The sequence below is a fragment of the Streptomyces sp. NBC_00057 genome (assembly GCF_045041165.1).
GTDB lineage: Bacteria > Actinomycetota > Actinomycetes > Streptomycetales > Streptomycetaceae > Streptomyces.
This window is the reverse complement of sequence record NZ_CP108256.1, coordinates 601629-628628: the sequence shown is the minus strand read 5'-3', so window position 1 is coordinate 628628 and position 27000 is coordinate 601629. Positions and strand designations below refer to the sequence as shown.

General features: G+C 69.0%; 18 protein-coding genes and 4 pseudogenes. 4 read left to right on the top strand and 18 right to left on the bottom strand.

What is annotated here, in order from left to right; all coding sequences use genetic code 11:
• Together OG953_RS03160 and OG953_RS03155 are read right to left on the bottom strand one after the other, a co-directional pair.
• Positions 1-465: a MarR family winged helix-turn-helix transcriptional regulator gene (locus OG953_RS03160; protein WP_405682356.1), complete on the bottom strand. Its 465-nt coding sequence runs from the start codon at positions 463-465 to the stop codon at positions 1-3.
• 115 nt (positions 466-580) lie between these two features.
• Positions 581-1579, bottom strand: coding sequence for an alpha/beta hydrolase (locus OG953_RS03155; protein WP_405682355.1), 999 nt, complete (start codon positions 1577-1579; stop codon positions 581-583).
• Positions 1580-2099: 520 nt separating this feature from the next.
• Here OG953_RS03155 and OG953_RS03150 point away from each other — a divergent pair.
• Positions 2100-4844: an AAA family ATPase gene (locus OG953_RS03150; protein ID WP_405682354.1), complete on the top strand. Its 2745-nt coding sequence runs from the start codon at positions 2100-2102 to the stop codon at positions 4842-4844.
• 50 nt (positions 4845-4894) lie between these two features.
• On the opposite strand, the gene OG953_RS03145 is transcribed toward OG953_RS03150, so the two are convergent.
• From OG953_RS03145 to OG953_RS03100, 10 genes and pseudogenes are all read right to left on the bottom strand, one after another.
• Positions 4895-5542, bottom strand: coding sequence for a hydrolase (locus OG953_RS03145; protein WP_405682352.1), 648 nt, complete (start codon positions 5540-5542; stop codon positions 4895-4897).
• A gap of 285 nt (positions 5543-5827) precedes the next feature.
• Positions 5828-6556: a hypothetical protein gene (locus OG953_RS03140; protein ID WP_405682350.1), complete on the bottom strand. Its 729-nt coding sequence runs from the start codon at positions 6554-6556 to the stop codon at positions 5828-5830.
• A 286-nt stretch (positions 6557-6842) separates the two neighbouring features.
• Positions 6843-7160, bottom strand: a pseudogene (locus OG953_RS03135) (lipase); the annotation flags it as partial.
• A 502-nt stretch (positions 7161-7662) separates the two neighbouring features.
• Positions 7663-8529, bottom strand: coding sequence for an NAD-dependent epimerase/dehydratase family protein (locus tag OG953_RS03130; RefSeq protein WP_405682349.1), 867 nt, complete (start codon positions 8527-8529; stop codon positions 7663-7665).
• Between the two features lie 26 nt (positions 8530-8555).
• On the bottom strand, positions 8556-10778 hold the full coding sequence (locus tag OG953_RS03125; RefSeq protein WP_405682348.1) for an FAD-dependent oxidoreductase: 2223 nt from the start codon (positions 10776-10778) through the stop codon (positions 8556-8558).
• 12 nt (positions 10779-10790) lie between these two features.
• Positions 10791-13082 carry a hypothetical protein gene (locus OG953_RS03120; RefSeq protein ID WP_405682347.1) on the bottom strand — a complete coding sequence of 764 codons (2292 nt, stop codon included), beginning with the start codon at positions 13080-13082 and terminating at the stop codon, positions 10791-10793.
• Between the two features lie 104 nt (positions 13083-13186).
• On the bottom strand, positions 13187-14065 hold the full coding sequence (locus OG953_RS03115) for a carbohydrate ABC transporter permease (RefSeq protein ID WP_405682346.1): 879 nt from the start codon (positions 14063-14065) through the stop codon (positions 13187-13189).
• On the bottom strand, positions 14062-15012 hold the full coding sequence (locus OG953_RS03110; RefSeq protein ID WP_405682345.1) for a carbohydrate ABC transporter permease: 951 nt from the start codon (positions 15010-15012) through the stop codon (positions 14062-14064). The genes OG953_RS03115 and OG953_RS03110 overlap by 4 nt, the downstream gene beginning before the upstream one ends.
• A gap of 7 nt (positions 15013-15019) precedes the next feature.
• On the bottom strand, positions 15020-16360 hold the full coding sequence (locus OG953_RS03105; RefSeq protein WP_405682344.1) for an ABC transporter substrate-binding protein: 1341 nt from the start codon (positions 16358-16360) through the stop codon (positions 15020-15022).
• Positions 16361-16474: 114 nt separating this feature from the next.
• Positions 16475-17476 carry a LacI family DNA-binding transcriptional regulator gene (locus OG953_RS03100; protein WP_405682342.1) on the bottom strand — a complete coding sequence of 334 codons (1002 nt, stop codon included), beginning with the start codon at positions 17474-17476 and terminating at the stop codon, positions 16475-16477.
• A gap of 235 nt (positions 17477-17711) precedes the next feature.
• Between OG953_RS03100 and OG953_RS03095 the strand changes: the two genes are divergently transcribed.
• On the top strand, positions 17712-18854 hold the full coding sequence (locus OG953_RS03095) for a mandelate racemase/muconate lactonizing enzyme family protein (protein WP_405682340.1): 1143 nt from the start codon (positions 17712-17714) through the stop codon (positions 18852-18854).
• 574 nt (positions 18855-19428) lie between these two features.
• Complete coding sequence (locus tag OG953_RS03090) at positions 19429-21522, top strand: DUF6351 family protein (protein WP_405682339.1); 2094 nt, start codon at positions 19429-19431, stop codon at positions 21520-21522.
• Positions 21523-21940: 418 nt separating this feature from the next.
• Here the strand turns inward: OG953_RS03090 and OG953_RS03085 are convergent.
• From OG953_RS03085 to OG953_RS03075, 3 pseudogenes are all read right to left on the bottom strand, one after another.
• Positions 21941-22072, bottom strand: a pseudogene (locus OG953_RS03085) (SDR family oxidoreductase); the annotation flags it as partial.
• 110 nt (positions 22073-22182) lie between these two features.
• Positions 22183-22342: pseudogene (locus tag OG953_RS03080) on the bottom strand (SpoIIE family protein phosphatase); the annotation flags it as partial.
• Between the two features lie 85 nt (positions 22343-22427).
• Positions 22428-22604 (bottom strand): annotated as a pseudogene (locus OG953_RS03075) (enoyl-CoA hydratase); the annotation flags it as partial.
• Positions 22605-23336: 732 nt separating this feature from the next.
• On the opposite strand from OG953_RS03075, the gene OG953_RS03070 reads away from it, so the two are divergent.
• Positions 23337-23747 (top strand): RidA family protein, encoded by a 411-nt coding sequence (locus OG953_RS03070; RefSeq protein WP_405682338.1) that lies wholly within the window; start codon positions 23337-23339, stop codon positions 23745-23747.
• A gap of 286 nt (positions 23748-24033) precedes the next feature.
• Here OG953_RS03070 and OG953_RS03065 read toward each other — a convergent pair whose 3' ends face one another.
• From OG953_RS03065 to istA, 3 genes are all read right to left on the bottom strand, one after another.
• Positions 24034-24342, bottom strand: coding sequence for a hypothetical protein (locus OG953_RS03065; RefSeq protein WP_405682336.1), 309 nt, complete (start codon positions 24340-24342; stop codon positions 24034-24036).
• Positions 24343-24626: 284 nt separating this feature from the next.
• Positions 24627-25418 (bottom strand): IS21-like element helper ATPase IstB, encoded by a 792-nt coding sequence (istB, locus tag OG953_RS03060; RefSeq protein ID WP_266795039.1) that lies wholly within the window; start codon positions 25416-25418, stop codon positions 24627-24629.
• Complete coding sequence (gene istA / locus OG953_RS03055) at positions 25418-26926, bottom strand: IS21 family transposase (RefSeq protein ID WP_405691590.1); 1509 nt, start codon at positions 26924-26926, stop codon at positions 25418-25420. The genes istB and istA overlap by 1 nt, the downstream gene beginning before the upstream one ends.
• Between the last annotated feature and the right edge of the window lie 74 nt (positions 26927-27000).

Here is a 27000-nt window from a genome sequence, read left to right as displayed (position 1 = left end):
TCAGTCCGTGTCGCGTGAGAGTGAGGCGAGGAGCCGGTCGAAGAGCACGCCCAGCGTTTCGACTTCGTCGTGGGAGAGCGGGTCGAAGAAGTAGCGGCGGACGGTCTCGACATGCTGCGGCGCGGCGGCCTCGATCGCGGCCCGGCCCTGGGCGGTCATGCGCACCATCGAGCCGCGTGCGTCGTCCTCGCACGGCTCGCGGGCGACCATGCCGCGCGTCTCCATGCGGCTGATCTGATGCGACAGCCGACTCCGTTCCCAGCCCAGCTCCGCCTGGAGCTCCCGGGCCCGTAGGACGTCGCCCGGCGACTCGGACAGGGGGACGAGCACCGCGTAGTCGGCCCCGGACAACACGGAGTCGCGGGCGAGCTGCCGGTCCAGGGCGCTTTGCAGCTGGCGCTGCAGGTCCCGGTACTTCTTCCAGACAGCCGCCTCACGCACGTCGAGCCAGCGTGGTTCGTTCATGAGGCCAATCTTCTGGGTGTGTGGACCATCGGTTCCGGAATCGTAGCCGGAGGCCCTCAAGCGGCTTCACACGTGGTGCCCGAAGGCAGCGGCAGTCGGCCGGACCGGAGCACGGCTACAGCACCCTGCGCAGCCAGCGCAGCCGGGCCGCTCGGGCAGCTTGAGACAGTGCCGCGCCCGGCACCATGGCGTCGAAGCCATGGAATCCGCCCGGCCACACGTGCAGCTCCGCGTCGCCGCCGGTGAGCCAGAAGCGGGACGCGTACGCGACGACCTCGTCGCGGAACGTCTCGGCGGAGCCGACGTCGATGAACAGCGGCGGCAGACCGGCCAGGCTCGACGCACGTGCCGGGGCCGCGTACGGGGAGACGTCGGGGCCGCCGCGCGCCTCCCCGAGCAGCGCGGTCCAGCCGGTGTCGTTCGACGTGCGGTCCCAGACGCCGCGTCCGGCCATCTGGATCCCGGACGGTGTGTCGTTGCGGTCGTCGAGCATCGGGCAGGCGAGGAGTTGTCCGGCGAGGCGTGGGCCGCCGCGGTCCCGGGCCAGGAGCGTGGCGGCCGCGGTCAGGCCACCGCCCGCGCTGGCCCCGGCGACCACAAGGCGGTCGGGATCGACGCCGATGTCGGCCGCGTGGTCCGCGACCCAGACGAGTCCCGCGTACACGTCGTCGATCGCGGCCGGGTAGGGGTGCTCCGGGGCGAGGCGGTATTCGACCGAGACGAGGACGACTTCGAGCTCCTGCACCCAGTCGAGCATCTCCCCGATGAGGCTGCGGTTGTCGCCCAGGACCATTCCGCCGCCGTGGGTGAAGTACACGGCCGGCCTGGGGGTGGCGACGGTACGCGGGCGGCAGATCAGCAGTGAGACGTCGGGGGCGCCGGGCGGCCCCGGGATCCGGCGCTCCTGCACCTCGATCGCCCCGCCGCGCGCAAGGTCTTCGTCCGATGGCCGCTGGCCGGCGATGGAATGACGCACGGAGGAGATCATGGACGGCAGGATCGCCGACGGCAGGACTTCCGCCAGTGGCGCGAGCGCCGGGGCGAGCTCGGGGTCGAAGGGCGGCGGCGGGCCGGGGTTCGTGGTCTGGGGTTCGCGGGGTGCGAGTGTCGTCATCGGTTCTCCTGGACATGCGCTGGGCGGCTCTGGCCGGGTGGCCGGGGCGTGGGTGTGTCGGCGCGGGGGCACGGGATGCCGGAGCGTGTGGACGTGGGTGCGTCGCGGCACATTCAGCCGGCCGTCCGGCCGCCGCCGGCCACGTACACGGGCTTGGGGTGTCCTCGACAGCTGCCTCCTCCAAGCGGGCGTACGACTGAGCGACAGGGCTTTCTCGGATGTCTCCGAGGTCCTTCGGCGTGCGTGCGACGACACGCGGACAAGATCATCACTGCTTGTTGACATGTCAACAAGGCCGGTGGGACTCTCAAGACGCGCCGGCTTGTGTCGCATTCGGGAAACGAGCAGGGAGTCCCATGACCAAACTCGCAGGCGGAGCCCGTGTTCGCGTCGGCAGAACCCACCTAGACGGCCGACATGGCGGCACATCGGCGAGTGCCCGCACCTGGGCCGAAAGGCAGTGCGCACCGTCAGACGCGCAGCCGATCGACATTGACGTGTGCACCGAACGGGCCCTCTGATGCGGGGATTTCGCCCGCGAACCGAACGCCCGGGGCTCCTCGGCCGACGGAGCGAGTCGGAGGTGTTGGACCGGCTGCTCGACGGCATCCGGTCCCGGCGCGGCGGCGCCTTGGTGGTGCGGGGAGAGCCAGGCATCGGAAAAACCGCGCTCATCGACCATGCTTTGGCGGCACCGGGCCTGAAGGTGCTGCGCGCCGTCGGCGCCGAATTCGAGTCGGAACTCGCGTTCGCCGCACTCCACCAGCTCTGCAAACCGACCCTGCGCTGGCAGGAACGGCTGCCCGCACCGCAACGCGAGGCACTTGACGCGGCGTTCGGGCGGACCGGGGACGGCGCGCCCAACCGCTTCCACGCAGGCTTGGCGGTGCTCAACCTCCTCTCCGAGGCCGCGGCCGAGCAGCCCGTGCTGTGCGTCATCGACGACGCGCATTGGCTCGACGAGGCGTCGACGCAGGCCTTGGCCTTCGTCGCGCGCCGAGTCCAGGCCGAACCCGTGGGGCTGCTGTTCGCCGAGCGCGATGCGAGCGAACGCCACGAACTGGCGTGCCTTCCTGAACTGAAGCTTCGCGGCCTGGCCGACGGCGACGCCCGTCGGCTCCTCGCGTCGCAGATCCACGCGCCTCTCGACGGTGCCGTAAGCGACCGCATCATCGCCGAGGCGCGCGGCAATCCACTGGCCCTCCTCGAACTGCCACACACCACCGACCTCGCGGGCGGGTTCGCTCTGCCCGCGGCGTCGCCCGCCTCGGGGAAGGTCGAGGCGAGCTACCGGGCGAGACTGGCCGAACTCCCCGTCGAGACACGGACCCTGCTGTTGATCGCGGCAGCCGAGCCGACCGGCTGCCCGATCCTCCTGCGCGCGGCGGCGGAGCAACTCGGCGTCCCCGACGACGCGGTGACGCTCGCCGAGGAGACCGGTCTGGTGGCCATCGGCGGCCGGGTGCGGTTCCGCCACCCGCTGGTGCGTTCGACCGTCTACCGGTCCGCTGCCCTCGACCAGCGCCGCGCGGTCCACCGCGCATTGGCCGAGACCATCGCGGACACCGAGCCCGACCGCAAGGCGTGGCACTACTCGCAAGGTGCATGCAAGCCGGATGAGGACGTCGCCGCAGCGCTGGAACGTTCGGCCGACCGGGCCCAGGTCCGCGGCGGCGTCGCCGCAGCAGCGGCCTTCCTGGAGAAGGCCGCGAATCTGACGCCGGATCCCACCCGCCGCGCCGTACGAGCCGTCGTCGCCGCCCGCGCCAAACGGGACAGCGGCGCCGCCGACTCCGCGTCGTCCCTGCTGTCCATGGCGGAAGCCGGACCGCTCGACGACCTCCAGCGTGCCACGGTGGCCACGCTGCGCGCACGGATGGCGTTCGACAGGAACCGGGACGACGCCGCGGTCGAGAAGCTGCTTCGGGCGGCCCAGCTCATGGCACCGCTCGACACCTTCTCGGCCCGCGAGACATTCCTCGAGGCCTTCGCCGCAGCAGTGTTCGTCGGCCGGTTCACCACCGCTGACCGCATGCTCGACATCGCCGAGACCGCCCGTGCCATGAGCCCCACCCCGTCGGAGCCGCGTCCGCTCGACCGGCTGCTCGACGGATTGACCACCCAGGTCAGGCACGGGTACACGGCGGCGGTGCCGGAACTACGGCAGGCCGTGGACGTCTACCGGGGCGGTGCGGGACGCGACGCGTACGACGTGGGCCAGTTATGGGTGGCCTGCGGTCCCGCGATGGACCTGTGGGACGACTCGGCGTGGCGGGCGCTGGCCGCCCGTCAGCTCGAACTCGTCCGCAGCGCGGGCATGCTGGCCGAACTGCCCGTGGCCTTGAGCTACCGCGCCCTCGCGCACGTCCACGCGGGCGAGTTCGCCGACGCCGCCGCGCTGGTCGACGAGGCGCACGCGATCGCGGCGGAACTCGGCACCCCGGCCATGCTCCACGTCGACGTCACCGTGGCCGCGTGGCGCGGCGACGAGGAACGCACCACCCGGCTCGCCCACATCGCCACCCGCGACGCCGACGCGCGCGGCGAGGGACGGCTCCTCAGTGCCACGGAGTACGCCCGGACCGTACTGCTCAACGGCCTGGGCCGCTACGACGCCGCCCTCGAGGCGTGCCAAGAGGCAGGCGATCTCGACGAGATCAGCTTCCACTCCTGGATACCCGTGGAGCTCATCGAGGCCGCGACGCACGCCGGACGTCCCGATCTCGCGGAGCCCGTCATGAAGCTCCTGTCCGAGCGCACTGCCGCGAGCGGCTCCGAGTGGGCGCTCGGGACCGAGCTGCGCTCGCGAGCCCTGCTCACCGAGGGGCCGGCCGCCGAGAAGCTGTACCAGGAGGCGATCGAGCGTCTTGCCCGCAGCGACGGCGCCCCCCACGTCGCGCGCGCCCGACTGGTGTACGGCGAATGGCTGCGCCGCGAGGGCCGGCGGTCTGAGGCGCGGGTGGAGCTGCAGGCGGCGTACGAGCAGTTGTCCGTGCTCGGGGCAGCGGCGTTCGCGGCACGGGCCGCCCGGGAGCTCGCCGCGACCGGCGCCCGCGCGCGGAAACGGGTCGGCGACGCGCCTACCCGTCTCACCGCGCAGGAGTTCCAGATCGCTCGGATGGTCGCCACGGGCGCGACGTCGAAGGAGGTGGGCACGCAGCTGTTCCTGAGCCCGCGCACCATCGACGCACACCTGCGGAACATCTTCCGCAAGCTCGGCATCACCTCGCGCCGCCAGCTGCGCGACCTGCCGCTGACCACATGACCACGGTGGGCGGCGTCAAGGCACCGTCCACCGCGCCCACGTGCGGGTTGTCAGTTCTTGCCGAGGAGCTGAAGCTCCCAGGCCAGGCTGGTGCCGAAGCTGCCGCCGTGGTCGAACATGATCTGGCTCGTGCCGGGGACGGTCGCCTCGCGCGCCCAGTCGCGCTGCCATTCCGAGATGACGGTCCCGGCGGTCATCGGGATGACGCCCGCCTGGATCATGCGCTGGACTCCGCGCTCATGTGCCTCGACCGTCGTCGCACCGGACGCGTCCGTCACCGCGTAGACCCGGTAGCCGTCGGCCATGGCGTGGATCGCCGGGAAGGCGAGGCAGATGTCTGTCCACAGGCCGGCTATGACGAGATCCTTGCGGCCGGTGGCAGCGACGGCGTCGACGACCCGCTGGTCCTCCCAGGTGTTGATCGTGGTGCGGTCGATCGGCTTCTGGTCGGGGAACACGTCCTGGATCTGCCGGATGATCCGGCCGCCGCGGTCCTCGACGACCGTGCTCAGGATCGTCGGTACGTCGAACAGCTTGGCGCCCTTCGCCAGAGCGGTCACGTTGTTGACCACGAGGTTGGGGTCCATGCTGTGCATCCCGGCGAACTGCGCGCCCTGGTGGTCGATCAGCAGGAGGACCGACCTTTCGGGAGCGAGCAGTGCGTCCAGGCCGGTGTAGGTGACGCCGTTGGCTGCCATGTATGAGTCTCCGGTATCGCTGGTTCCCCGAGAGGCCGATCGGCCCTCGCCGAACCGAAGCTCCCATCGTGGAGCGCGGCCTCGCATCGGCGATAGCTACTTAGACTCGTGTTACGTACTCGCCCTGGTCCGGCGCGACCGGGTTCCGCCGCGGCTGGAACTCCTGCTCGTTCCACACACCTTTGGTTTCCAGGTCGTCAGAGGGGTCCGCACATGTGTAACGGCGCTTGCCGTAGCGGGTGGCCACCGAGGACGTACGCGCGGATCGCTTCCACGTAGTCCGACTTACCAGACGACTGGGCCGGCCTGGTCGAAGAGGCCGCCGCTCGGGCCGTGGGCTCCGATGGAGGCCATGCGGACGATGATCTCGGCACCCCTCCGACGCTGTTGGTGCCCTGGTGCCCTGGCGGCCGTTGAGGTCCGTGGCGGTGTAGCCGGGGTCGACTGCGTTGAAGCGGATGGCGGGTACGCCTTGGCGTATTGCGAGGTGACCATGACCAGCGGCGTCTTGGAGGAGTTGTAGTCAAGCAGCGCCACGTGGAACTCGATGCGGCTCGGGTCGGCGGTCGCCGCCAGCGAGCCCGGACGGCTACTGACGTTGACGACGACCGGGGCGTCGCTACCCTCCAGGAGCGGCAGGAAGGCATGAGCGACGCGCGCCCGGCGTGCGAGGCCAGAGAGGTCGCGTACGTCTCGACGGCGGCGTGGTTCCGGCAGGCGCAACCGGATAGCCGCCCGCAAGACCCGCCCCACCAAGCCGCGGGCCCGCTCCCTACCGAGGCCCGCACCGAGCGCGGCCCGCGCCCGAGCAGCTGCTCCTCCTTGGCCGAGGCAGTCGAGCTGCTCGGCGGTCAGCTCAACGGCCTCCAGGTCGGTGTGCAGCGCAGCGAGGTCGACCGCTGGACAGGCCGTTGCCGCGGCCGGCTGCTCCTGGAGAACAGCCCGTGCTGCGGGCCAATGCCGACGGAGATCTTCGAGAGCGGCCGCTGGTTCACGCCCAGGGGCAACCGCCACGGAGAACAGATCACCGTGCGCATGAACAGCTGCTCGGTCCTGGTGCGGTTGATCGACCGGCAGGTGCGGGTACTGCCGCACGCCAACGACTGCGACGCACGTCGGTCAGCCGGTGTTCTGTGTGCCGAAACGCAGGCCGTCGAAGAGGATCCCCGTGATGCACACGGCTTCGTCCTGCCAACCCTCCGCGGCGTGCATTCCGCAGACGCCTCCCAGCGCGCCGCGCTCCGTGCCGACTCAATGGGCGCCGTCGGCCCCTGCGGCCCCCCGGACCGGAGCGATGTGGTCAGCCGGTCTTGGTGGCGAAGGGGCCGCCATCGCCGAACACGAGCCGCGCGAAGTTCTCGCCGATGCGGCGGTGAGCTGCGGGATCGGGGTGGACCTCGTCGGGCAGCGGGAATTCGGCGTAGTCCTTCTCGCCGTAGAGGTCACGGCCGTCGAGGTGATGCAGGTTCGGGTCGTCTGCCGCCCGTTGTTCGACGATCCGGGCGAGTTCGTCGCGGATGACGTCGAGCGTCAGGCGCCCGGCGGCGCGTTCCGCGGGATCGCCCGTGGCCTTGAACCGCAAGGTCCCGCTGTCGAAGTCGGGCATGAGGGGGCCGGGGTGTCCTCTGCGTGGCCTGGATCGGTGGCGCCGACCTCGCGGCCCCGGTAAAGCCCCGGAGAGAGCGGGGCCCTCGACCGGCTCCAGGGTCAATGGGTGCGGCCGAGGCGCAGGGGTGGGCGGTGGCGGAGTGTGATCCTGGCGAGCGGGGCGCCGGACGGGTCCTCGACGTGGTGGACGCCGATGCTCCCAAGTGAGCCGAGGGGCCGCCGGTCGTCACCCGCGCGATCGGGGTGCCGCCCGTCGGGGATGATGTGGAAGGTGCGCAGTGAGCGAGGGGCGTCACGCTCAGGGCCGCCTGGGTCACGGCGCAGGCGGCTGATCTCACGGGTCGCATCGATGGCAGAGGCGGCCGACCTCACGGGTCGCGTCGCGCCGTTCACCTTCGCCCCGGCTGACGACGACTGGTGGAGTCGTCGCGTATGCCACTCGGTACCTCACTCGGCCTCGGGGAACGTCCTCTTCTCTCCCGTTCTGCGGCGGCCCGGCGGCCGTCGTGATCTCAACTCGGGGTAACCGCCCCGCGGCCGAGGAGATTTTGTGCCGTGAATCCGAGCAGCCTGCGCGCAGCCGAGGTGTCGACCGGCGCCGCGCGACCCGGCAGCGGGCGCCGCAGAACGGTGGTGGGGTGGTAGCGGCGCAGCAGTTCCTCCGTCGGGTACGGCACGATGATCTCGGGGGCGCAGAGGTGTACCGCGTGCGCCGCACGGCCGGGTACGTCCAAGGCCAGCAGCGCGGCTCTCGCCGCGTCATGGACCTCGAGGTACGTCCACAGGTCCCTTGCCCCCGCCGCCGGGTCGGCCGTGAGCCGGGCGGCGTGTGCGTGCAGCCGTTCCTCGAATCCACCCACGTACGGATAGCGCAGGCACACCACGCTCATCCCGTGCCGCCGTGCCATCATCTGCGCTGTCAGCTCGTCGACCTGTTTGGAGAGGCCATAAGGGTCGGCCACCTGGGAGACCATCGCCTCGTCGACCGGTGCGTATGGCGGATGCGGATCCTCAACGTCCGTCCAGGGCAGGCCCGTGACACCCCAGGAGCTCGCCACCGCCGCATGCCGGATCCCGGCCCGGCCGGCCTCCTCCAGGACGGTGAAGGTGGAGAGGCTGTTGCCCCCGAAGACCTCCAGCGCGGTGTTGCGCTCGGGAGTCGGGATCGCCGCCAGGTGGATGACCGCGTCGGCGCCCTCCAGAGCCGCCCGCACGGTCTTCGCGTCGGCGGCGTCACCGGTCACGACCAGGCGCGCCGCCAGATCGCCGGGGTCGTCGAGGACCAAGGCGTTCGCCTCGATCCCGCGCTCGGCGAGCAGCGCGAGGACCGCTCGCCCGATCCGCCCGGCGGCCCCGGTGACCATCACTCTGCCGACCATCCAGTCACTCCCCTGCGTCGGTGCTTCTACTTGTAGGCGCGCACGGCGACGACGTGCGCCGACGCCGCCCCGTTGGTGGCTTCGACGACGACCCGGATCGCCGATGTGGTGAGCGGCTCCGCCGGCGTGTACGCCTCGCGTCGCCGCCGATTCTGCGCCGCACGGGCGATGACGCGCCAGGTGCCGTCAGCATCCAGTGCCTCGACGCGGTAGTCGCGAAGGAGGGTGGGGAGGGTGTCGAAGGGCGTGCGGTGGTGGTGCAGGTTGATCAGGTCCTCGTTGACGTCGTCGTCGGCTATGACCTCGATCCGGCCCAGGGCGACCGGTTCGGGCCAGGCCAACTCGAGCCAGGGGGAAGGGACGTCCGCCAGTGGTGCGGAGACCCACATGTGCGGTCCCGCGTACGGGCGGGCATAGCCGTCAGTGGCCTTGGCGGGGGAGTAGGCCGCGGTCTCTCCCGTGCGGAAGCAGAATGTGCGGCGCAGCAGACCCGTGTCCGTCCACTCGCGCAGCAACTGCGGTGATTCGTCCGACGGGCGCGGCGGGACGCGCGTGAAGCACAGGACGCCGGGGGTCGGGCGGTCGGAGCGGTGCAGGGCGAGGGCATCGTTGGCGCGGACGACCAGGAAGGCGTTGCGCGGGGTCTCGGGAGACCAGTCCAGTCCCGTCTTGAGCCACTGCCGGGCACCGGCGGCGACGGGCAGGGTGGTGGAGGCGACGAGGCGGCGCGGGACGTAGTTCTGGCCGAGTTCGGGGTCGTACAGATCGATCACGATCTCGGTGTCGCGGTCGGCGTCGATGAGTAGTTCCACCCCGGAGAGGTCCGGGTCCGCGGGGAGGACGAGTCCGGCGTCCGCCGCGAGCGGCCATCGCTCGTCGGGGTCCTCGACCGCCAAGCCGCTCAAGGTGGATGAGGCGGTGGCCGTCGCCCGCAGGGCCAGGTCCTCCGGGTCCGTCGAGGCGAGGCCGATGAGCGAGGCATCCTGGCGCAGCAGCGCCGTGTGCAGCTCGGGTACGGGGAGTTCGCGCGGGGTGACATCCCCGGTGGCGCAGAGTGCCGCCGCCGTGCCGGCCGCCTGGCCGATCGTGGCGCAGGTCGCCATGACGCGGGTCGAGCCGAAGGCGACATGGCTGGCGGAGATGTTGCGCCCGGCGAAGAGCAGGTTCTCGGTGTTCACCGAGTAGAGGCTGCGGTACGGAATGTGGTAAATGCCGTCCGCGTAGAGCTGCCTGGCCCCTGCCTCGGTGGCGTACATGCCCTGCGGCGGATGCAGGTCGATCGACCAGCCGCCGAAGGCGACCCGGTCGGCGAACTCGGTCTGGCCGAGGATGTCGCCCTGGTGCAGGACGTAGTCGCCGAGGAAGCGCCGGTACTCTCGTTTGCCGGGGACCGAGCCCACCCACTCCAGGGTCATGTTCGCCGCGTCGAACTCGCCGGAGTTCTTGATGTGGTCCCAGATGCCGTAGATCACCGACCACAGCTCGTCGCGGATGCGTTCGTTGTCGTGGACGGTGTCGAGCTCGCCGCCGAACTCGATCCACCAGTACGCGCAGCCGTTGTCGCCCGCCTTGATGATGCGGCGCTGCGGGATGGAGGTCTGAGTGATGTCCTTGGCGAAGTTCGGCGGCACGAACTTGACGGGGTGGCCGGCATCCTTCGTATAGAAGAGGAGAGTCGAGCCCAGGGTGATGCCGTCGGCCGTCTCCGGGGCCCATGCCTCGTCGTACTCGGCGCGTGATTCCCGGCCGATGCGGTGGTGGGCGCCCGCCAGGTGGCCGATCAGGCCGTCTCCCGTGCAGTCGAGGAACAGGGAGCTCTCGAAACGTATCCGCCGCTCCGAGCCCATCATCCAGCCGGTGACAGAGGTGATCCGCCGGGCCTCGTCGGGACCTTCGGCGTCGACCTCGCGCACGTCGGTGTTGAGGTAGAGCGTGATGCCGGGCTCGGCGCGCACGGCGTCCAGAACCACGGCATCCCAGTAGTAGGGGTTCCCGTCCGGGTTGCGGAACTGGTTCTCCACGAGCAGCTCGCCCATGATGCCGCCCTCACGGGCATGGTGATTCTTGCCGTGGCCGGTCGCGCCGCACACCCATACCCGGACCTCGCTGCTCGCGTTGCCACCGAGTACCGGCCTGTTGTTGATCAGCGCGACGCTCCGGCCGAGCCGGGCCGCGGCGATCGCCGCGCAGACCCCGGCCAGGCCGCCGCCGACGACGGTGATGTCGTGCCGTGCGGTTTCATTCCTCATGTCGTACGTCACTTACTTCCAGTCGGGATTGGCGGCGAGACCGTAGTAGATGCGCGGGGCACCGTCGAGGGTGAGGGTGATCTTGCCACCGGAGGCCTTCAGAGAGCGCTCCTGGCCGATGCAGTTCAGCTCCCGCACCGTGCCGTGGACCGTCCCCGAGTGGGCGACGACCGCGGTCCTGGTCGTCCAGGTGTCGATCCAGGGCTCCGGCGACGCGTACCAAGGATCCTCGCCGTGATCGGAGTTGAGGATGTAGCCGTCCTTGCGGCTCCAGATGATCGACACCGGTCCGCCGGGAGTGGTGAAGAGGAGCCCCTTGATGTCCTGGTCCGCGAAGGCGAGATGCCGGACGAACTCGGCCTCGTCCAGGACCCGGGCGGCGGTCGCGAAGGCGAGGAGCGAGGGCTTGGCGCTGGTGTCGCGGTTCATCAGGCCGTAGTGGTACTCGGGGTTGGCCGGGTCGGCCTCCTGGGGGTGGTGGATCGTCGAGTCGTGCAGCTGGTACCAGTTGACGGCGCGCACCTTCTCGGACTTGGCGAGAGCGAGCGTGAGCAGCGTGTTCTCGGCGGCGTGCCGGTAGGTGTCGCTCCACCATGCGTTGGGCCGGGTCGGTGCGTACGCCTCGGTGAGCCACAGCTCCTTGTCGCCGCCGTACTCCTGAAGGACCTGGTTCGCCTTGCGCAGCGCGCCGAGAAAGTTCCAGTACGAGCCGGACGACCCTTGCGTCCACTCCTCGGGCGGCGGGGCGAAGTCGGGCGTGAAGTTGCCGCGACCGGGGTGGAAGGCGAAGGCGTCGATGAGGTCCCAGCCGCCCGCGTCATGGAAGTTCTTGGTCCATACGTAGTCCATGCCGCCGAGGCCGGCGTTCATGACCTTCATCCGCGAGCCCGCCGCGTCGAGGCGCGTGGTGACCTGGCGCAGACCGTCCCGGACGTAGGCGTCGGCGCCGCGGCCGGACATCCAGGGCTGGTTGACCTCGTTGCTCACCTCGAAGTACGCGGCCTCGGCGTCCAGGGCCTTGGCGACATTCGTGTCGGCCCAGGCCGCGATCTGCTCCGGACTACCGCCCACGGGGATGCCGCTCAGCTCGACGTTGTGCCCGATGCCGTTCGCGTCCAGGGTCGCGGTGTCGATGCCCGGTGCGCCTGCGTAGGCGATGCGGATCCACTTGATGCCGAGAGTCCTGACCAGCCCGAGTACGGCGTCCTTGCCGGGCTTGAGCAGCCAGGGGTAGTTGGCGAGGCCGAACATCGACTCCTTGCCCGCCTTGTACGCGAACTCCGGGAGCACGCTCAGATTCGTGCGGGCCAGCGCCTTGTCACTGCCGCTGACCGCCTCCACCTCGGTGAACACGATGTTCTGTGACGGCGAGGTCACGGGAAAGGAGGCATTCCACGCGGCGCCCGCCGCGAGGCTCTTGCAGAGCGTTCCACCGGCGATCTTCTTGCCGCCGAAGTCCCGCGCCCACCACGTCAGGGTCACCTTCCTGGCCGTGGCGGAGCCGTTGACGACCTGCGCCTTGAGCGTCATCGTCTGCCCGGCCGCCTTGTAGAGGTTGAACGGCTGGTCGGTCCACACCTCCACGCCGAGGGGCCTCTTGGCAGCGAGCGCTCCCGCCCCGCGCGGCCGCAGATCGCCGAGGACCAGATCGGCCTCGGTGACCGCGGTGCTCGCGCCGGTCGAGGTGCCGGGGGAATGGACCCACGTGGCGTTCGTGTTCGCGGGGTTGGTGGACGAGAGGCAGAAGAAGCCCTTCGATCCCGCCCACGTCTCCACGTACGCGCCGCCCGCGTTCACCTCGTAAGGAATGCCGCCTCGGGCGTCCCGCTCCCAGACGGTCAGCGCTTCATACGACTCCGCCGCGCTCGCTTCGTACACCGTGCGGGAGAACATGAAGCCGGCCGGTGTGAGCGTGCTGGAGCCGCCGACCTCCCACTTCATGTGTGCCTTGCGAGGGGTGACGTCGAAGGTGCCGCGCACCGTGACTCCGGACGTGCCGCTCGCCATCGTGTATGTGACCTGAATCGCGGCCCGCCCGTCGGGGAGCGTGATCCGGGCGGGCGTACCGCCGAAGGTGCGCTGCTGGCCGAGCGCGGTGTCCTTGAACATGAAGTGGCTGAGCAGGATGCGGTCGGCGCCCGCACCGTCCTGTACGAGGACGCTGCCGTCGCTACGGCCGACCAGGGTGATGCCGTCGGCCTCGATGGTGACCGGGTCCGCGGCGTATGCGGGAACGGTCGGCAGCAGCGCGGCGCCGGTGGCGACGGCCGTGCCCTGGATGAATCTGCGGCGGGCGACTGACATGGAGGTGCCCTTCTCTTGGTCGGGGTGTTCCGGATGCTCCGAATGTTCCGAAGCGGAAGGCGTGGTGAGAGAGTTGAGGGTTCGGCCGTCGGCTCCGGTGGGACTCAGCCCTTGACTCCGGTGAAGCCGAGCCCGGCGACGATGTACTTCTGGCAGACGACGAAAACGAGCACCGGCGGGGCGACGGCGAGCACCATCGCGGCGATCAGCTGGTCCTGCGGAGCCTGCGTGGCGAGCTGGGCGAGAGCGACACTGATCGGCTGCTTCTCGGGGTCGGTGATGGCCACCAGCGGCCAGATGAAGTCCTTCCAGGAGTGCATCACCGCGAGCAGACTGATCACGGCGAGCACCGGCTTGCTCATGGGTAGCACGATCTTGGTGAGCAGTTGCCGGGTACTCGCCCCGTCGACCCGCGCCGCGTCGAACAGCTCCTTCGGCAGGGCGTCGAAGAACTGCTTGGCGAGCAGCACCGTGAAGGCGTTCGTGCCGGCCGGCAACCAGATCGCCCAGTAGGTGTCGCCCAGGTTGAGGTGCAGGAACGGCACATCGATCACGGTCATGAAGAGGCTGACCATGTTCACCGTGTACGGCACGAACATCGTGGCGAGGATCGCCCCGTAAACGGCCTTGCCGAACCTCGGCCTGAGTACCGAAAGGGCGAAGCCCGCCGTGGCCGAGACGAAGAGCTGCACGAACCACGATCCGCCGACCACCAGGAGGGTGTTCATCAGATAGTGGCCGACACTCAGATCGGTGTACGCCGTCGAGAAGTTGCCCAGGGCCGGCCGGTCCGGCCAGAGGGCCAGGGGCTGAGTGGTGAGCTCGGTGGGCGGTGAGACCGCGCCCTTGACCATCCAGTACAGCGGTCCGATGCCGATGAGCAGCAGCAGGATCAGGGTGAACACCTGGATGGAGCGCACCGCGGCGCGTACGCCGGGGCGTTGGCGGTCGCTGGTGGAGACGAAGGTGGTGAGCGTGGTCATGACGTGCTCCAGCTGCGGGTGGCCCGCAGATACACCGCGGAGAGCAGGGCGAGGGCGAGCACCATCAGGAAGGAGAGCGCGGCGGCCTGGCCGTACTCGCCGTCCTGAAAGGCGTACCGGAAGATCAGCAGCAGGACCGTGAGGGTGGAGTTCTCGGGTCCGCCGCCGGTGAAGACGTACGGCTCGGTGAAGACCTGCACCGTGTTGATCAGCTGGACGAGCAACAACAAGCCGATGACAGACCTGAGTTGGGGAAGCATCACATGCCAGATCCGCCGCCAGATCCCGGCGCCGTCCACCTCGGCGGCCTCATAGAGTTCGCCGGGGATGCCGACCATCGCCGCGAGGTAGATCAGGACCGCGCCGCCCATGCCCGCCCAGGTGGCCTCCAGGACCAGCGAGAGCATGGCGCTGTCGGAGGACTCCAGCCACGAGTACGGGCCGAGCCCGACCTTGCCGAGGACGTTGTTGAAGAGCCCGCTCCCCGGATCGTAGAACCACTTCCAGAGCAGGATCGCCACCACTGGCGGGATGACCACCGGCAGATACACCAGGAAGCGGTAGACGCCCGCGCCGCGCCGCACCGTCGACATGATCGCGGCCAGGATCAGCGGTGCCGGGAAGCCGATCAGCAGGCCGAGGACCACGAAGAACAGCGTGTTCCCGACGGCGGTGCCGAGCAGCGGATCGTCGAACAGGGCACGGAAGTTGTCCAGGCCGACCCAGACCGCGGGCTCGACGAGGTTGGTCTTCTGGAAGCTGAGCAACAGGCTGCGCACGATCGGCCACCAGGCGAAGAGCCCGAAGACCAGCAGCGCGGGGACGAGGAACAGCCAGGCCGTGAGCTGCTTGGGGGTGCCAGTACCACGTCGCCGCTGCGGCAGGGTTCGCGGCGTGGGCTCCTTGGACACAGCGGCCGGGCGCCGGGACGGAGTGAGCAGGGCCATGGGCCGGCTACTTCTGGTCCGCGGCGAGCTTGGCATTGACGTCCTTCTCGGCCGAGGCCAGCAGGGAGTCGATGTCTGCGTCGCGCTTGGTGAGCACAGCCTGGACCACCGGGTCGAGCGCGGTGTACAGCTTCTGCGCCTGGTACGGCGGCTCCGGCTTCAGCTTCAGCGTGGAGAGGCCGTCGATGTACGGCTTGAAGTTCCGCAGCTTCACATTGACGTACGGCTTGATCGCGGCGTCGATCTCGGTCTGACGCTTCTTGTCGAAGACCGGCAGCGTCGGCACACCCACCGCGGACTTCGGGTCGGCAGAGAGCGCCTTGGCCTGCTCGGCGGCGATGTCGGTGCTGTACTGCGGCTTGGCGTAGGCGAAGGTCAGCCACTCCACGGCGGCTGCCGCGTGCTTCTTGTCGGCGGACTTCGGGACCATGTAGATGTCGCCGCCGGTGAGTGTCGCGTCGCCGCCGGACTGCGGCATCGGGGCCACTCCGAAGGCGTCGGTGTTCTCCATGCCGAACTGCATCTTCGCCAGTCGGTACGTCCCCGGGCTGCCCATGAACATGCCGACCTGCCCGGCCGCGAACTGCTTGATCACGTCGTTCTGATTGTTGAGCAGGGTCTTGCCGAGCGAATCGTCCTTCCAGCGCATGTCCTTGAGCAGCCGCAACCCCTTCTTCGTCGGCTCCCCGGTGAGCGTGGCGGTGTACTTGCCACCCTGCTCCTTCTCCAGCTCGCCACCGAAGGCGTACGACAGCATCGTCAGCTGCCAGCCGCCCTGGTTGTCCTTGGACTCGTGGACGAATCCCGCCTTGCCGGTCCTGTCGCTGATCCTCTTGGCGGCGGTACGGACTTCCGCCCAGGTGGCCGGCGGTCTGTCCGGGTCGAGGCCGGCCTTCTCGAAGAGCTCGCGGTTGTAGACCAGGCCCTGGGCGTAAGGATTCTGCGGTACGCCGTACACGTCGCCGGTGCTGTCGGTCAGCGGCTGGAGGACCTGAGGGTTGAACTCCTTGAAGTGCTCCCACTCCTTGAGCTGCCCGGTGATCGGCTGCACCTGCTTCTGCTGGATGAGCCGCTGCGGCTCGGTCAGCGGCACCTTGATGACGTCCTCGACATTGCCGCCGGACAGCTTCGCGGAGAACGTCAGCGGGTCGAAGACCGTGGTTGAACCCTTGACCTTGATGCCCGGGTTGGCCTTCTCGAAGTCGGCCACCTGCTTCTTGAACAGGGCGACCCCCGGCTTGTCGGTGGCCGGCGGCATGCCCTGCACCCGCAGCACGAGATCACCGTCCCCGCCGGCGCTGCTCGGGGTGAGGGAGGAACAGCCCGCGAGGGTCGCGGTCAGCGCCATGCAGCCAAGTATGGCCGCACAGCGGGAGTTTCTGGGCATAACGGCTCCAAGAAGGGCAGGAGTGGGCTCGGTGCGGTGTGGTGCTTTGCTCGTTGTGGCGGTGTGCGCCGTGGATCAGTGGGCGGGTGCGGGGCCCGTCGAGGCGCGGGGGATCAGGCGGGAGCCGATCTCCACGAAGGGGGAAGTGACTTCAAGTCCTTTTCCAGTGCGGCCTGTTGTGCTCGCGATCGTCTCGATCAAGAGGTCCCCCGCGCGCGTGGCGATCTCTTCGGGGTCGATCCTGATCGTGGTGAGGCTGGGGGTGGAGACGGAGGCGAGCAGCGTGTCGTCGATGCCGATGACGCTGACGTCGCGCGGCACGCTCATGCCGAGGTTGGCCATCTGGTGCAGCACGCCGAGGGCGACCAGGTCGTTGTGGGCGATCACGGCCGTCGCTTCGTGGGCGGCGACGAGGGTGGCGGCGTGCACACCCGTCTCGAACCGCGGCTCGTACGGGCCGAGCTCGGACAGGGAGAGGTCGAGCGCTTCGAAGGACTCCTGGATGGATTTGCCGCGGCTCAGCTCGGCGCGGGACGCGTTGATGAAGACGCAGCGCCGATGACCGTACGCCTTCAACTGCTCGGCGGCCTGCGCGATGCCGGCGGACAGTGAGATCCGGACCTCGGGGATGCCCGGAACATGGCGGTTCACCACCACCAGTGGCATCCGGCCCGCGAGTTCATGGAGCCGGTCCTCGGTGAGGGTGGAGGCCCATAGGATCAGGCCGTCGACCCGCTTCGATACGGCCGCGATGGCGGCCAGCTCGTCCGCCTCGCGCTCGTCGCTGTCGGCGACCAGGACCGTGTAGCCCAGGTGCCGGGCGCGGGCCTGCATCGCCTTGATGATCGGCGGGAAGAACGGGTTGGCGATGTCCGGGACGATCAGGCCGAGCGTTCCGGTGCCGCCGCCGCGCAGTGAACGGGCCGCCGGGTTGGGGGAGTAGCCGAGCTTGGTCGCGGCGTCGAGGATGCGCTGCCGCGTCGTCGGCTGCACCTGGTCGGGTGCGGTGAACGCACGGGACACCGTCGACACCGAGACGCCCGCGGCGCTCGCCACCTCCCGGATTGTTACTGCCACGAACGGCCTCCTCGTCGTCTTGAGCCGGGGGACCCCGGTCGCCTCGCATCTGGACCCTGCGAATGCGGTTGATGCTTGCGAACGTTCCCAGGGCGTGTCAAGACGTGTGTCAGGAGTATTTCATCTAGGGAAACCTTCTGCATGCACGGGTCTTGCGCTTCGGCTCGACTACTGCCGATGATGTGTTCTCAAGAACGGCACTGAAATTGCGGGAACGTTTTCATAGAGGAGTGGAATGAAGATCACCGGCCTGGAAGTGCTGACTCTCCCCGACCACGGCGACAGCATGATGCTGGTCGTGGTCGACACCGACGAGGGCATCCACGGCCTGGGCGAGGTCGGCATCAGGTCGCGCCAACGGGCGGTCGCGGGCGGTCTCGAGCACCTCGCGGAGCTGATCGTCGGCGAGGACCCGCGACGGATCGAGCACCTCTGGCAGGTCATGTTCCGGCGCGGGTTCTTCCCCGCCGACCGCATACTCGGCGCCGCCATCGCTGCGGTGGACGTGGCCCTGTGGGACATCCGCGGCAAGGCGCTCGGCGTACCGGTGCACGAACTTCTCGGCGGCCGGGTGCGTGATCACGTACCCGCCTATGTGCATGTCGGCGACGGCTACCACGATCGCGCGTGGTTCCTGGACCGCTGCCGCGACCTGGTCGCCCAGGGCTGGCGCCATCTGCGGTTCGCCTCGCCGCACGACGCGGACGGCACGCTCGACGCCCGTCGGTGCCTGCGCGACTCGGTCGACCTTTTCCACCAGGTGCGGGACGCGGTCGGCGACGAGGTGGAGCTGATCCTCGACGTCCATACGCGCCTGGATCCGCCGGAGGCGCTCACCCTGTGCCGGGAGATCGAGGCGGCTCGCCCGTACTTCGTCGAGGACCCACTGCGCTGTGAGAACCCGGACAGCTACCGCATGCTGCGGGCCCGCACCGGCGTACCGCTGGCCGCAGGTGAACAGTACGGCTCCAAATGGGAGTTCAGGACACTCATCGAGGGCGACCTCATCGATTACGCGCGCGTGGACGTCGGGGTGGCCGCGGGCCTGACCGAGGCGAAGAAGATCGCGGCAATGGCGGAGACCCACCACATCAAGCTCGCCACCCACAACCCGCTCGGCCCGGTCACCGCCGCCTCCTCGCTCCAACTCAACCTGGCCTGCCCCAATGTGGCGATCCAGGAGCACCAGACCGACCCCGATCCGGCCATCGCCGCCCTCTTCACCGCGCGGCCGACGATTCTGCCGGGGCGGGTGGAGCTGAGCGAACTGCCCGGCATCGGCGTCGACATCGACCGGGAGGCGGCGCGCCGATACCAGGCCGCGGCGGCCGAGCGCCCGCACTTGCGCACTGCGGACGGGGCGTTCACCAACTGGTAGCCGCGCAGGGCCGGTCGGCCGCTCGGGCCCGCCCCTGGGGAATCGAAGGCCGCGTACAGCCCTTGGGCCCCATCCGGTATCGAACAGGACGCCGGACAAGGAGCGGGCCCCTTCCGGACAACACCCGCGCTTGTCGGTGGAGGGTGTATCCCCAGGCGATGTCCAAGGTGGTCAGCATCTCGCCGTCGCACAGGGCGACCTCGGATGGCGGCCCGTGACGATCTCGAAGCAGTCGGAGGGCCGCTTCGTCCCGAGGCGGGGGCTGATCCTCAGTCATTCCACCGGCATGCACGCTCTTACGGACCCCAGCCATCGAGCGAAGAGACGCAACCCGGAGACCTGCCTCGTCGGCGGGGATCGCCCGTACGCCGAACCAGGGGTGCCATGTTCATGCCGCTGGCTGGGCGGCCGGGCACCATGACAACGGGACATGCGCATCACCGTCCCGGCGGGCCCACAGCCCGCGTCTGCACACTGAGTACGAATTCCGACTCCAGGAAGTGAGGCGAGTTCCGTCGTGTCGTTCAGAGGAGCCGCGAGACCAGTCGAACTGGGCCTTGTCGGCATAGCGTTCATGGGCGTGCTGGTAGGCGCGTCAGCGACGCCGGCCGGCAGCCAGGAACGCGAGAAGCTGCAGGTGACGGCCGTGTCGTCGCGGCCCGGCTCGGTGTCGGGGGACGACGCCCTGATACGTGTCGAGGTGCCCGCATCCATAGCGGCCGACACAGTCCGGGTCGAGGTGGAAGGCCGGGACGTGACCTCGAGCTTCCGGCCCTCCGGCGACAACGCGCTGATGGGCGTGGTGAAGGAGCTGTCCAAGGGCGACAACAGGCTCACGGCCAGGGCTCAGGGCGCGGACTCCGGACAACTGACCCTGAAGAACCACCCCATCACGGGGCCGGTGTTCGCCGGGCCGCACGAGCAGCCGTTCGTCTGTGACACCGCCGAGTTCAAGACGGTCACCGGCGGCACCCTCGGGCAGCCGATCGACAAGGACTGCTCGGTCAAGACCCGCGTCGATTACATGTATCGCACCACGGCCGGCAAGTTCGTTCCGTTGCCCGACGAGAACGTCCGTCCCGCCGACCTGGCGACCGCCACGACGAGCGTGGGCAAGAAGGTGCCGTACATCGTCCGTGTAGAGACCGGCACCATCAACCGCGGCATCTACGAGACGGCCGTGCTGCACGACCCGAACGCCGGTACCCCCGACCCGCTGCAGCGTGGGCCGGGCTGGAACGGGCGCCTCGTGTACGGCTTCGGCGGGGGCTGTAACGGCGGCTGGTACGTCCAGGGCCGCAACACCGTCGGCATCATGAACGACACGTATCTGAGCAAGGGCTACGGCGTCGCATCGTCCACGCTGAACGTCTTCGGCAACAACTGCAACGACCTGCTGGCCGCCGAGACCATGAGCATGGTCAAGGAACGCTTCGTGGAGACGTACGGCGACCCGGCCTTCACCATCGGAAACGGTTGCTCCGGCGGCTCGTACCAGACCCACCAGATCGCCGACAACTACCCGGGTCTGCTGGACGGCATTCTCTCCGGCTGCAGCTTTCCCGACGTCGGCTTCGGGACGATTCAGACGCTCAGCGACGCCCAGCTCCTGAACCACTACTTCAAGGAAGTCGCGCCGGACGCTTTCACCAAGGAGCAGCAGAAGGCGGTCTCCGGGTTCGGCAAGTGGGAGAGCATCGGCAGCCTGGCCAGGGCCGGGGGCCGTATCGACCCCACGGTGTTCTGCCCGCCCCAGCTGCCCGAGGGACAGCGCTACGACCCCGACACCAACCCGGACGGTGCCCGCTGTGACGTCTACAGCCACACCGTGAACGTCTACGGCGAGGTACCGGAGACAGGGAAGGCGCGCAGGCCGCTCGACAACACCGGTATCCAGTACGGACTTGAGGCCCTGAACAAGGGGACCATCGACATGGACCAGTTCATCGACCTGAACCGGCGCATCGGCGGCCTCGACGACGATGCCAAGCCCGCCGCGGAGCGCACCGTCGCCGACCTCAAGGCGGTACGGACGGCCTACCGCACGGGCCGCATGCTGAACGGCGGTGCCGGCCTCGCCGACGTTCCGATCATCGACTACCGCGACTACACGGACGACGCGGCGGCCGGCGACATGCACATGCGCTTCCACTCCTTCTCCACCCGGGCGCGCTTGGACAAGGCCAACGGAACCCACGCCAACCAGGTCATGCTCACCCGCTCCAACGGGCACGGATTCACTCTCGCCGGGATGCTGTCCGACATGGACCGGTGGCTCACCGGCATCAAGGGGGACTCCGGCAACGACGCCCCCATCGAGAAGATCGTCCGCCACCAGCCGCAGGGTCTCACGGACGCCTGCTGGACCCGTGGCATCGGTGCGAAGAAGATCGCGGAGCCCCAGGTCGAGGGCATCGACAACACCGAGTGCAACACCCTCTACCCGGTGTGGACATCGCCGCGGATGGTCGCCGGAGCCGATGTGGCCAACGACATCGTCAAGTGCCGCAAGCGTCCCGTGATCCGCTCCGACTACCGAGTGCCGGTGACCGACGGTCAGTTCAAGGATCTGAAGGCGATCTTCCGGGACGGTGTCTGCGACTGGTCCAGGCCCGGGGCGGGGCAGCAGGACCTCGCCGGTACATGGCTCTCCTTCGACCGGAAGTGACAGGATCGCGGCAGGTGAGCTAAAACTGGGGCAACGCGACCTCTCGCAGTAATCGCACCACCTCGCCGGTTCCGGCCCGCACCTTGCGGGCCGGAACCGCAAAAGCCCGTCGCGGCTGGCCGCGACGGGCTGGTCAGCGACTCGGAAAGGCCGGCCTGGGATCCGCCTACGACGCCGAGCCCGCGCCGCGCACAGTGGACGATGTGATCGCCGACCCCGGTCGGCATGACGCCGCCCGTCCCGTGCCCCCGAGCGCTGCCCCGGGCCGAAGGCCAGGTCGAAGTGGTTGTGCGGCTCAGTGAACAGCACCGCCGCCGAGGTGGTGGCCGTCGTGTTCGACCAGGCCGGGCACCGCGACCCCGGGCACCGCCGACCCTGGGTCGCGCTGCGCACGATACCGATACGCGGGATCGGAGTCTCATTGGCGTCTGGCCGTCCCGGCGTCGACGATTCCGGGCGACACGGCGTTGCTGCGGATGCCCCGCGGGGCGAGTTCGCGGGTGAACGTGCGCATCAGCGATCGGACGGCGGCCTTGCTGGCCGAGTACGTGTGACGATCAGGATCCCCGGCCGCCTCGACCGCGAGCAAGCGCCGCGCGGCCTCCGACGCGACACGCCGCGGTCCTGCTGATGCCGACCCAACCGACGTCGGGCGCTGGCCCTGGGCGGGGCCGTCGGCGACGCGGGAGGCGGCGCTGAGGGCGCTGCGCAGCTGGCCCATGACGCAGGCAGCGGCCAGGCTGCAGCCGACGACATCGCCGACGGCCACCGCGATGCGGTCGCCGGGCAGGTCGATGAGGTCTGGGCGGGGCCCACAAACACCTGTCGGGCGGGGCTGGTGTCAAGCGGTCTCGCCAGTGCGGTGGGCGTCTTTCCGCGAAGGCATGGGCGCCCTCATGCGCGTCGTGGGACGCCAGAACCAGTGCGACGATCCGGTCCTGCTCGACGAAGGCGTCCTGATCGCTGAACGCTCGCCGTTCGTTGACGACACGTTTGACGGCTGCCACGGACAGGGGCGCGTTGCGAGCGATGCTGGTGGCCAGTTCCAGGGCTCGGCCCGATTTTGTGAGGTGGTTGACCAGGCCGAATCGCTCGGCGTGCTCGGCGGGCAGAGGCTCGAGCGCATGGGTTGGACTGCTTTTGCCGACCTTCGACCCGGACTACATCGAGCGCGCCGTGGTGCCCTGCCTCTCGAGCAGCGAGTACGTGGGCGAACGGCTTGCACTCCCCGTGACCCGGAAGCCGAGCGGGCGGCGCTGCGGAGTGCCGCGGACCGTCTCCTCGCTGGCACTCCGCTGCGGTCGGAGTCGGGGCGGCTCACCGCCACCGAGCTGCTGCGCGAGTCCGGCCTCCGGCGCGATGTCGCCTACGGCGACCACAAGGACCTCGTCGAGGAGTTCCAGGCCCGCGTCAAGGCGCAGAACGCCACACCGGCCGCCATGCAGGAACTGGCCGACAAGCACAGCGAAGTGAGGCGGAAGCTGGCGGCCGTCACGGAGAACCTCACGAAAGAACAGGCCGTCAGCGCCGCCCTGCGGAGGATTGTTGCTGAGCTTGACCTTGAAGTGATGCAAGCCCGCGAGGAACTTCAGCAGTCCGGGAATGTCGCCCGCCTCCCCGCACCGCGTCGAGGGGCGGCGCGCACATAGACACTGCTCCACAAGTACTGAGAACACGCCCATCAAGGGCACGATGCATTGCGTCCAGCACCGTGCCCGCATTGAGCTTGTTTTTAACTTTGGGCCGCTGCGGAGTGCCTGCCGGTGGGTGGAATTGAGGTGCATGCTGGCAGCGCACTGGTCAGACTCGCAGGCATGACTAAGAAGATCACTCGTATCAACCCCGAGCAGTTGCATCAGACGCCTGGCTACCACCATGTCACCGTGGTTGAGGCCGGCCGCACGGCCCACCTTGCGGGGCAGTGTCCACTTGATAGAAACGGTGCCCTCGTCGGAGCCGGCTCCTTTGAGACACAGGTCGACCAGGTTGTGGCGAACGCGTCCGTTGCTCTCGCAGCCGTGAACGCTCAGCCGCAACATGTGGTGCGGTCAGTGATCTACGTGCGAAGCGACGACAGGGACGTCCTGGGGGCTGTGTGGGATCGGCTCATCGACTCTGCCATCGGCCTGGCGTTCACCACCGCCAGCACGATGCTGGGCGTCACCCAGTTGGGCTTTTCCGGACAACTCGTCGAGGTGGATCTCACCGTTGCGCTGCCTGACTGATTCTGCTCGCCGACAGGTCTCGAACTGGGTAGCCCTGCTGGGGGTTCACCGGACGCGGGGGCGGCCTTCGTCTGATCCTGTGCCCGACCAAGGTGTCCCTTCTCGTTCGATCTTGCCGAGAGACAGCGTTGTGAGCTGGGCGGATACGACGACGCCTGAGACGGACTCAACGTCGCCGATCGTTATCTGGGGTTGAGTGGTTGCCTTCGCAGGTCAGCACCCCTGTGGAGGGGGCAGGCAAGTAAGCCACGCGTCCTGGAACCGCGGTGTTCCAAGTGACGGGTTCTCAGGAGCGCGTGTCGGCCATCTGGGCGGGCGCGGTGTAGAAGGGCACCTGCTGGTAGAGGGCAAGCGCCGGGTCGTCGGGCGCGGGCCGCAGCGGCGCGTGTGGGCACAGCAGCCAGGTACCCCGCTTCCGTTCCTCGCGGGCGAGCCACTGCGCCTGCCAGAGCAACCCACTGCCCGCTCCCGCCAGAGCAAGGCCCGCCGGGACGCCGGTGGTGGAGGCGATGAGCACGCCGAGCCCGAGACCGATTTCTACCGGCACGGTCAGCGGCCTGGAGACCGCCTCGAAGGTTTTCTCACGCGCGATCACCGGGGAACCCTGGGGCGCAGGGGTGGCCGCCTCCAGCCGGGTCCGATACCAGGCACGGCGCGCTATGGCGACCCAGGCGAATGGCAACCCAAAGAGCAGCACGGCCAGTACGGCGAGCGCCGGCCCCCCAAGCCCCGCTGTGCCGCCCATCAAGGCAGTCAGGGAGGTGACTGTCAATGGCCTCGAAGTTCTCCCCGTAGGCGGCCAGGAGTGCTCCCCGCTGGCGGCCTGCGAGATCTCCCCAACGGCGGCCAGATAATTCCCCGCCGTGGTGAGTGCTGTGATCAGCTGAAGGGCTTGACTCCCTGTCCGGAGGTGGCCTGGGTGAGCCGGAAACTGTCACCCTGGGTGACCACGATGTGAGCGTGGTGCATGAGCCGGTCGACGGTCGCGGTGGCCAGCGTCTTCGGCATGATCTCGTCGAATCCGGAGGGGTGGAGGTTGCTGCTGACGGCGAGCGCGCGTCGTTCGTAGGCGGCGTCGACCAGGCGGTAGAAGCCCTCGGCGGCGTCGGGGCTGACGGGCAGCAGGCCGATGTCGTCGACGATGATCAGGTCGGATCGGATCACCCGGGTCAGGGCCTTGGCGATGGAATCGTCGGCCCGGTGACGGCGGACGAGGGCGCCGAGGTCTTCGATGGAGAACCAGGCGACGGCCATCCCGGCCTCGACGGCGGCCTGCCCGAGGGCCTCGCACCAGTGGCTTTTCCCGGTCCCCGATGGGCCGACTACGCAGAGATTTTCCCTGCGTTGGACCCATTCGAGGGTCTTGATGGAGTCCTGGGTCGCGCGAGGTATGGAGGATGCCTGCTCGTCCCAGTCGCCGAACGTCTTCCCGGCGGGGAACCCGGCCCGCTTGCGTCGAGTGTGCAGGTTCGCTCGGTCGCGGCCGGCGGCCTCTTCGGAGAGGAGGACGCGTACGACTTCTGCGGGGTCCCACCTCTGGGCCTTCGCGGTGGGGATCACATCGGTCAACGCCTTGCGGATGTGCGGGAGTTTGAGCCGCTTGGTCAGTTCGATGGCCTCGGCGAGCTGGTCGCCGCTGGAGCCGGAAACGGTGCGCAGTGGGGTGGCCATCAGAGAGTGTCGCCTTCGTCTTCGTCGTCGTGTTCGAGCGGGATGGTGCCGAAGCGGGACCAGGCGGAGGTGCCGGGCTGCAGGCTGTGGGTTTCGCTGGCGCGGGTGACCTCGACGTTTTCCAGGCCGACCTGGTAGTCGAGGATGGAGATGAGGTCTTTCTCGGCGAACCGGCCGGTGACCGCGGCGGTGCCAAGGGCCCGGTCGACCTCGGCAGTGGAGTAGAGCTTGGAGAAGGCGACGGCCTCGGCCATCTTCGTCTTGACCTTGCGTGTTCCGGCGGTGGCGGCCTCGACCAGCCAGGAGGCGGCGCCGGGGCCGAGCATCAAGAACGCGGCCTCCTCCGCGCTGGTCGCCTTCGGGACGCGATCGCCTTCCTTGTTCTCGCGCGGCGGGTAGTGCGCGTCGTCAAGGACCGGGGTGCCAGCCGATCCGCGCGGGTGGCGGGCCACCTCGCGGGCATGACCGTCGGCAGGGCCGACGGCGGTGACGATCAGTTCGTCGCCGTGGAATCGGGCCCAGACCCGGGTGTCGATCAGCTGGTGCGGGACCGAATAGCGCACGGCCTCGACCGAGATCGTGGAGTCCCAGCAGACCCTGCGGGTGGTGCCGAACGCGACGGTGAAGGGCTGCTTGGGCAGCGGATGCAGCCGCTGGCGTTCCTCGGCGAGCATCTCGACGGGCCGTCGTTGGGTCTCGCGGTGGACCCGGTTGTTGACCTCCTCGCAGAAGGTGCGGCAGGCCGACTCAAGGGCGGCGAAGTTGCGGTATTCCTCAAGGAGGTTGACGTCTTTGGGGACCAGGTCGGCCTTGGCGATGCGGACGGTCGCCTCGCTCCCGCCCTTGGTTTCGGGGTCCGCCGGCAGACAGGTACGTATCGTCATGCCGTAGTGGCGGGCGACCTCAACGATCTCGGGGTTGCGGACCGCGATCCCGGCGATGTGGTCGGTGGTGACCGTCTTCTCGTTGTCGGTCAACGCGTAGGCCGGGACCCCGCCGATCCGCCGCAGCGTCGCGTCCAGACACGCGGTGATCGTCGGCAGCGTCTTGTCCCAAACCGGGATCACCACGCGGAAACGCGACCAGGCCACCCACGCGCACCACAAAGAAGTGCGTCGTCCGCCGATCTGCGGGCCCTCGCCCCAGTCCCATTGCAGCCATAGCCCCGGCTCGGTGATCCAGGGCCGGTAAACCCGACGCTGACCGGCCCTGAACTGGGCTTTTGCCTCGGCGACGGTGCGGCGGGTGGTGCGTTCCCCGCCCGTGAAGCCCATCGCGGTGATCCTCTTGTGGACCACATCCGCACGGATCCGCCCGTTCGAGCGGACCACCAGCTCTTCAATCTTCGGCAGGAACACGTCGATCGCACGGTCGCGGTGCCGACGGACGTCGGGGTGCTGTCCAGCGGCCCGCATCTTCACATATCGGGCCACCGTGTGGTGGTCGCACCGGGCGAGCTCGGCCGCCGCGCGGTAACTGCCCGTGAGGTCGTACGCCTCAACCTGGATCCACCGGCTTGATGTCTGTGGACAGTTTCTCGGGGAACGAAGAAGTGCCTTGTGACCTGCGATGATGGGGTTTC

Bases quoted from the DNA above. Each gene is read 5' to 3' on its own strand.
- OG953_RS03145 (WP_405682352.1), bottom strand. From the start codon at position 5,542: ATGGCAGCCAACGGCGTCACCTACACCGGCCTGGACGCACTGCTCGCT.
- OG953_RS03160 (WP_405682356.1), bottom strand. From the start codon at position 465: ATGAACGAACCACGCTGGCTCGACGTGCGTGAGGCGGCTGTCTGGAAG.
- OG953_RS03155 (WP_405682355.1), bottom strand. From the start codon at position 1,579: ATGACGACACTCGCACCCCGCGAACCCCAGACCACGAACCCCGGCCCG.
- istB (WP_266795039.1), bottom strand. From the start codon at position 25,418: ATGGCCACCCCACTGCGCACCGTTTCCGGCTCCAGCGGCGACCAGCTC.
- OG953_RS03125 (WP_405682348.1), bottom strand. From the start codon at position 10,778: ATGAGGAATGAAACCGCACGGCACGACATCACCGTCGTCGGCGGCGGC.
- OG953_RS03090 (WP_405682339.1), top strand. From the start codon at position 19,429: ATGGGCGTGCTGGTAGGCGCGTCAGCGACGCCGGCCGGCAGCCAGGAA.
- OG953_RS03120 (WP_405682347.1), bottom strand. From the start codon at position 13,082: ATGTCAGTCGCCCGCCGCAGATTCATCCAGGGCACGGCCGTCGCCACC.
- OG953_RS03095 (WP_405682340.1), top strand. From the start codon at position 17,712: ATGAAGATCACCGGCCTGGAAGTGCTGACTCTCCCCGACCACGGCGAC.
- OG953_RS03110 (WP_405682345.1), bottom strand. From the start codon at position 15,012: ATGGCCCTGCTCACTCCGTCCCGGCGCCCGGCCGCTGTGTCCAAGGAG.
- OG953_RS03105 (WP_405682344.1), bottom strand. From the start codon at position 16,360: ATGGCGCTGACCGCGACCCTCGCGGGCTGTTCCTCCCTCACCCCGAGC.
- OG953_RS03130 (WP_405682349.1), bottom strand. From the start codon at position 8,529: ATGGTCGGCAGAGTGATGGTCACCGGGGCCGCCGGGCGGATCGGGCGA.
- OG953_RS03150 (WP_405682354.1), top strand. From the start codon at position 2,100: ATGCGGGGATTTCGCCCGCGAACCGAACGCCCGGGGCTCCTCGGCCGA.
- OG953_RS03115 (WP_405682346.1), bottom strand. From the start codon at position 14,065: ATGACCACGCTCACCACCTTCGTCTCCACCAGCGACCGCCAACGCCCC.
- OG953_RS03070 (WP_405682338.1), top strand. From the start codon at position 23,337: ATGACTAAGAAGATCACTCGTATCAACCCCGAGCAGTTGCATCAGACG.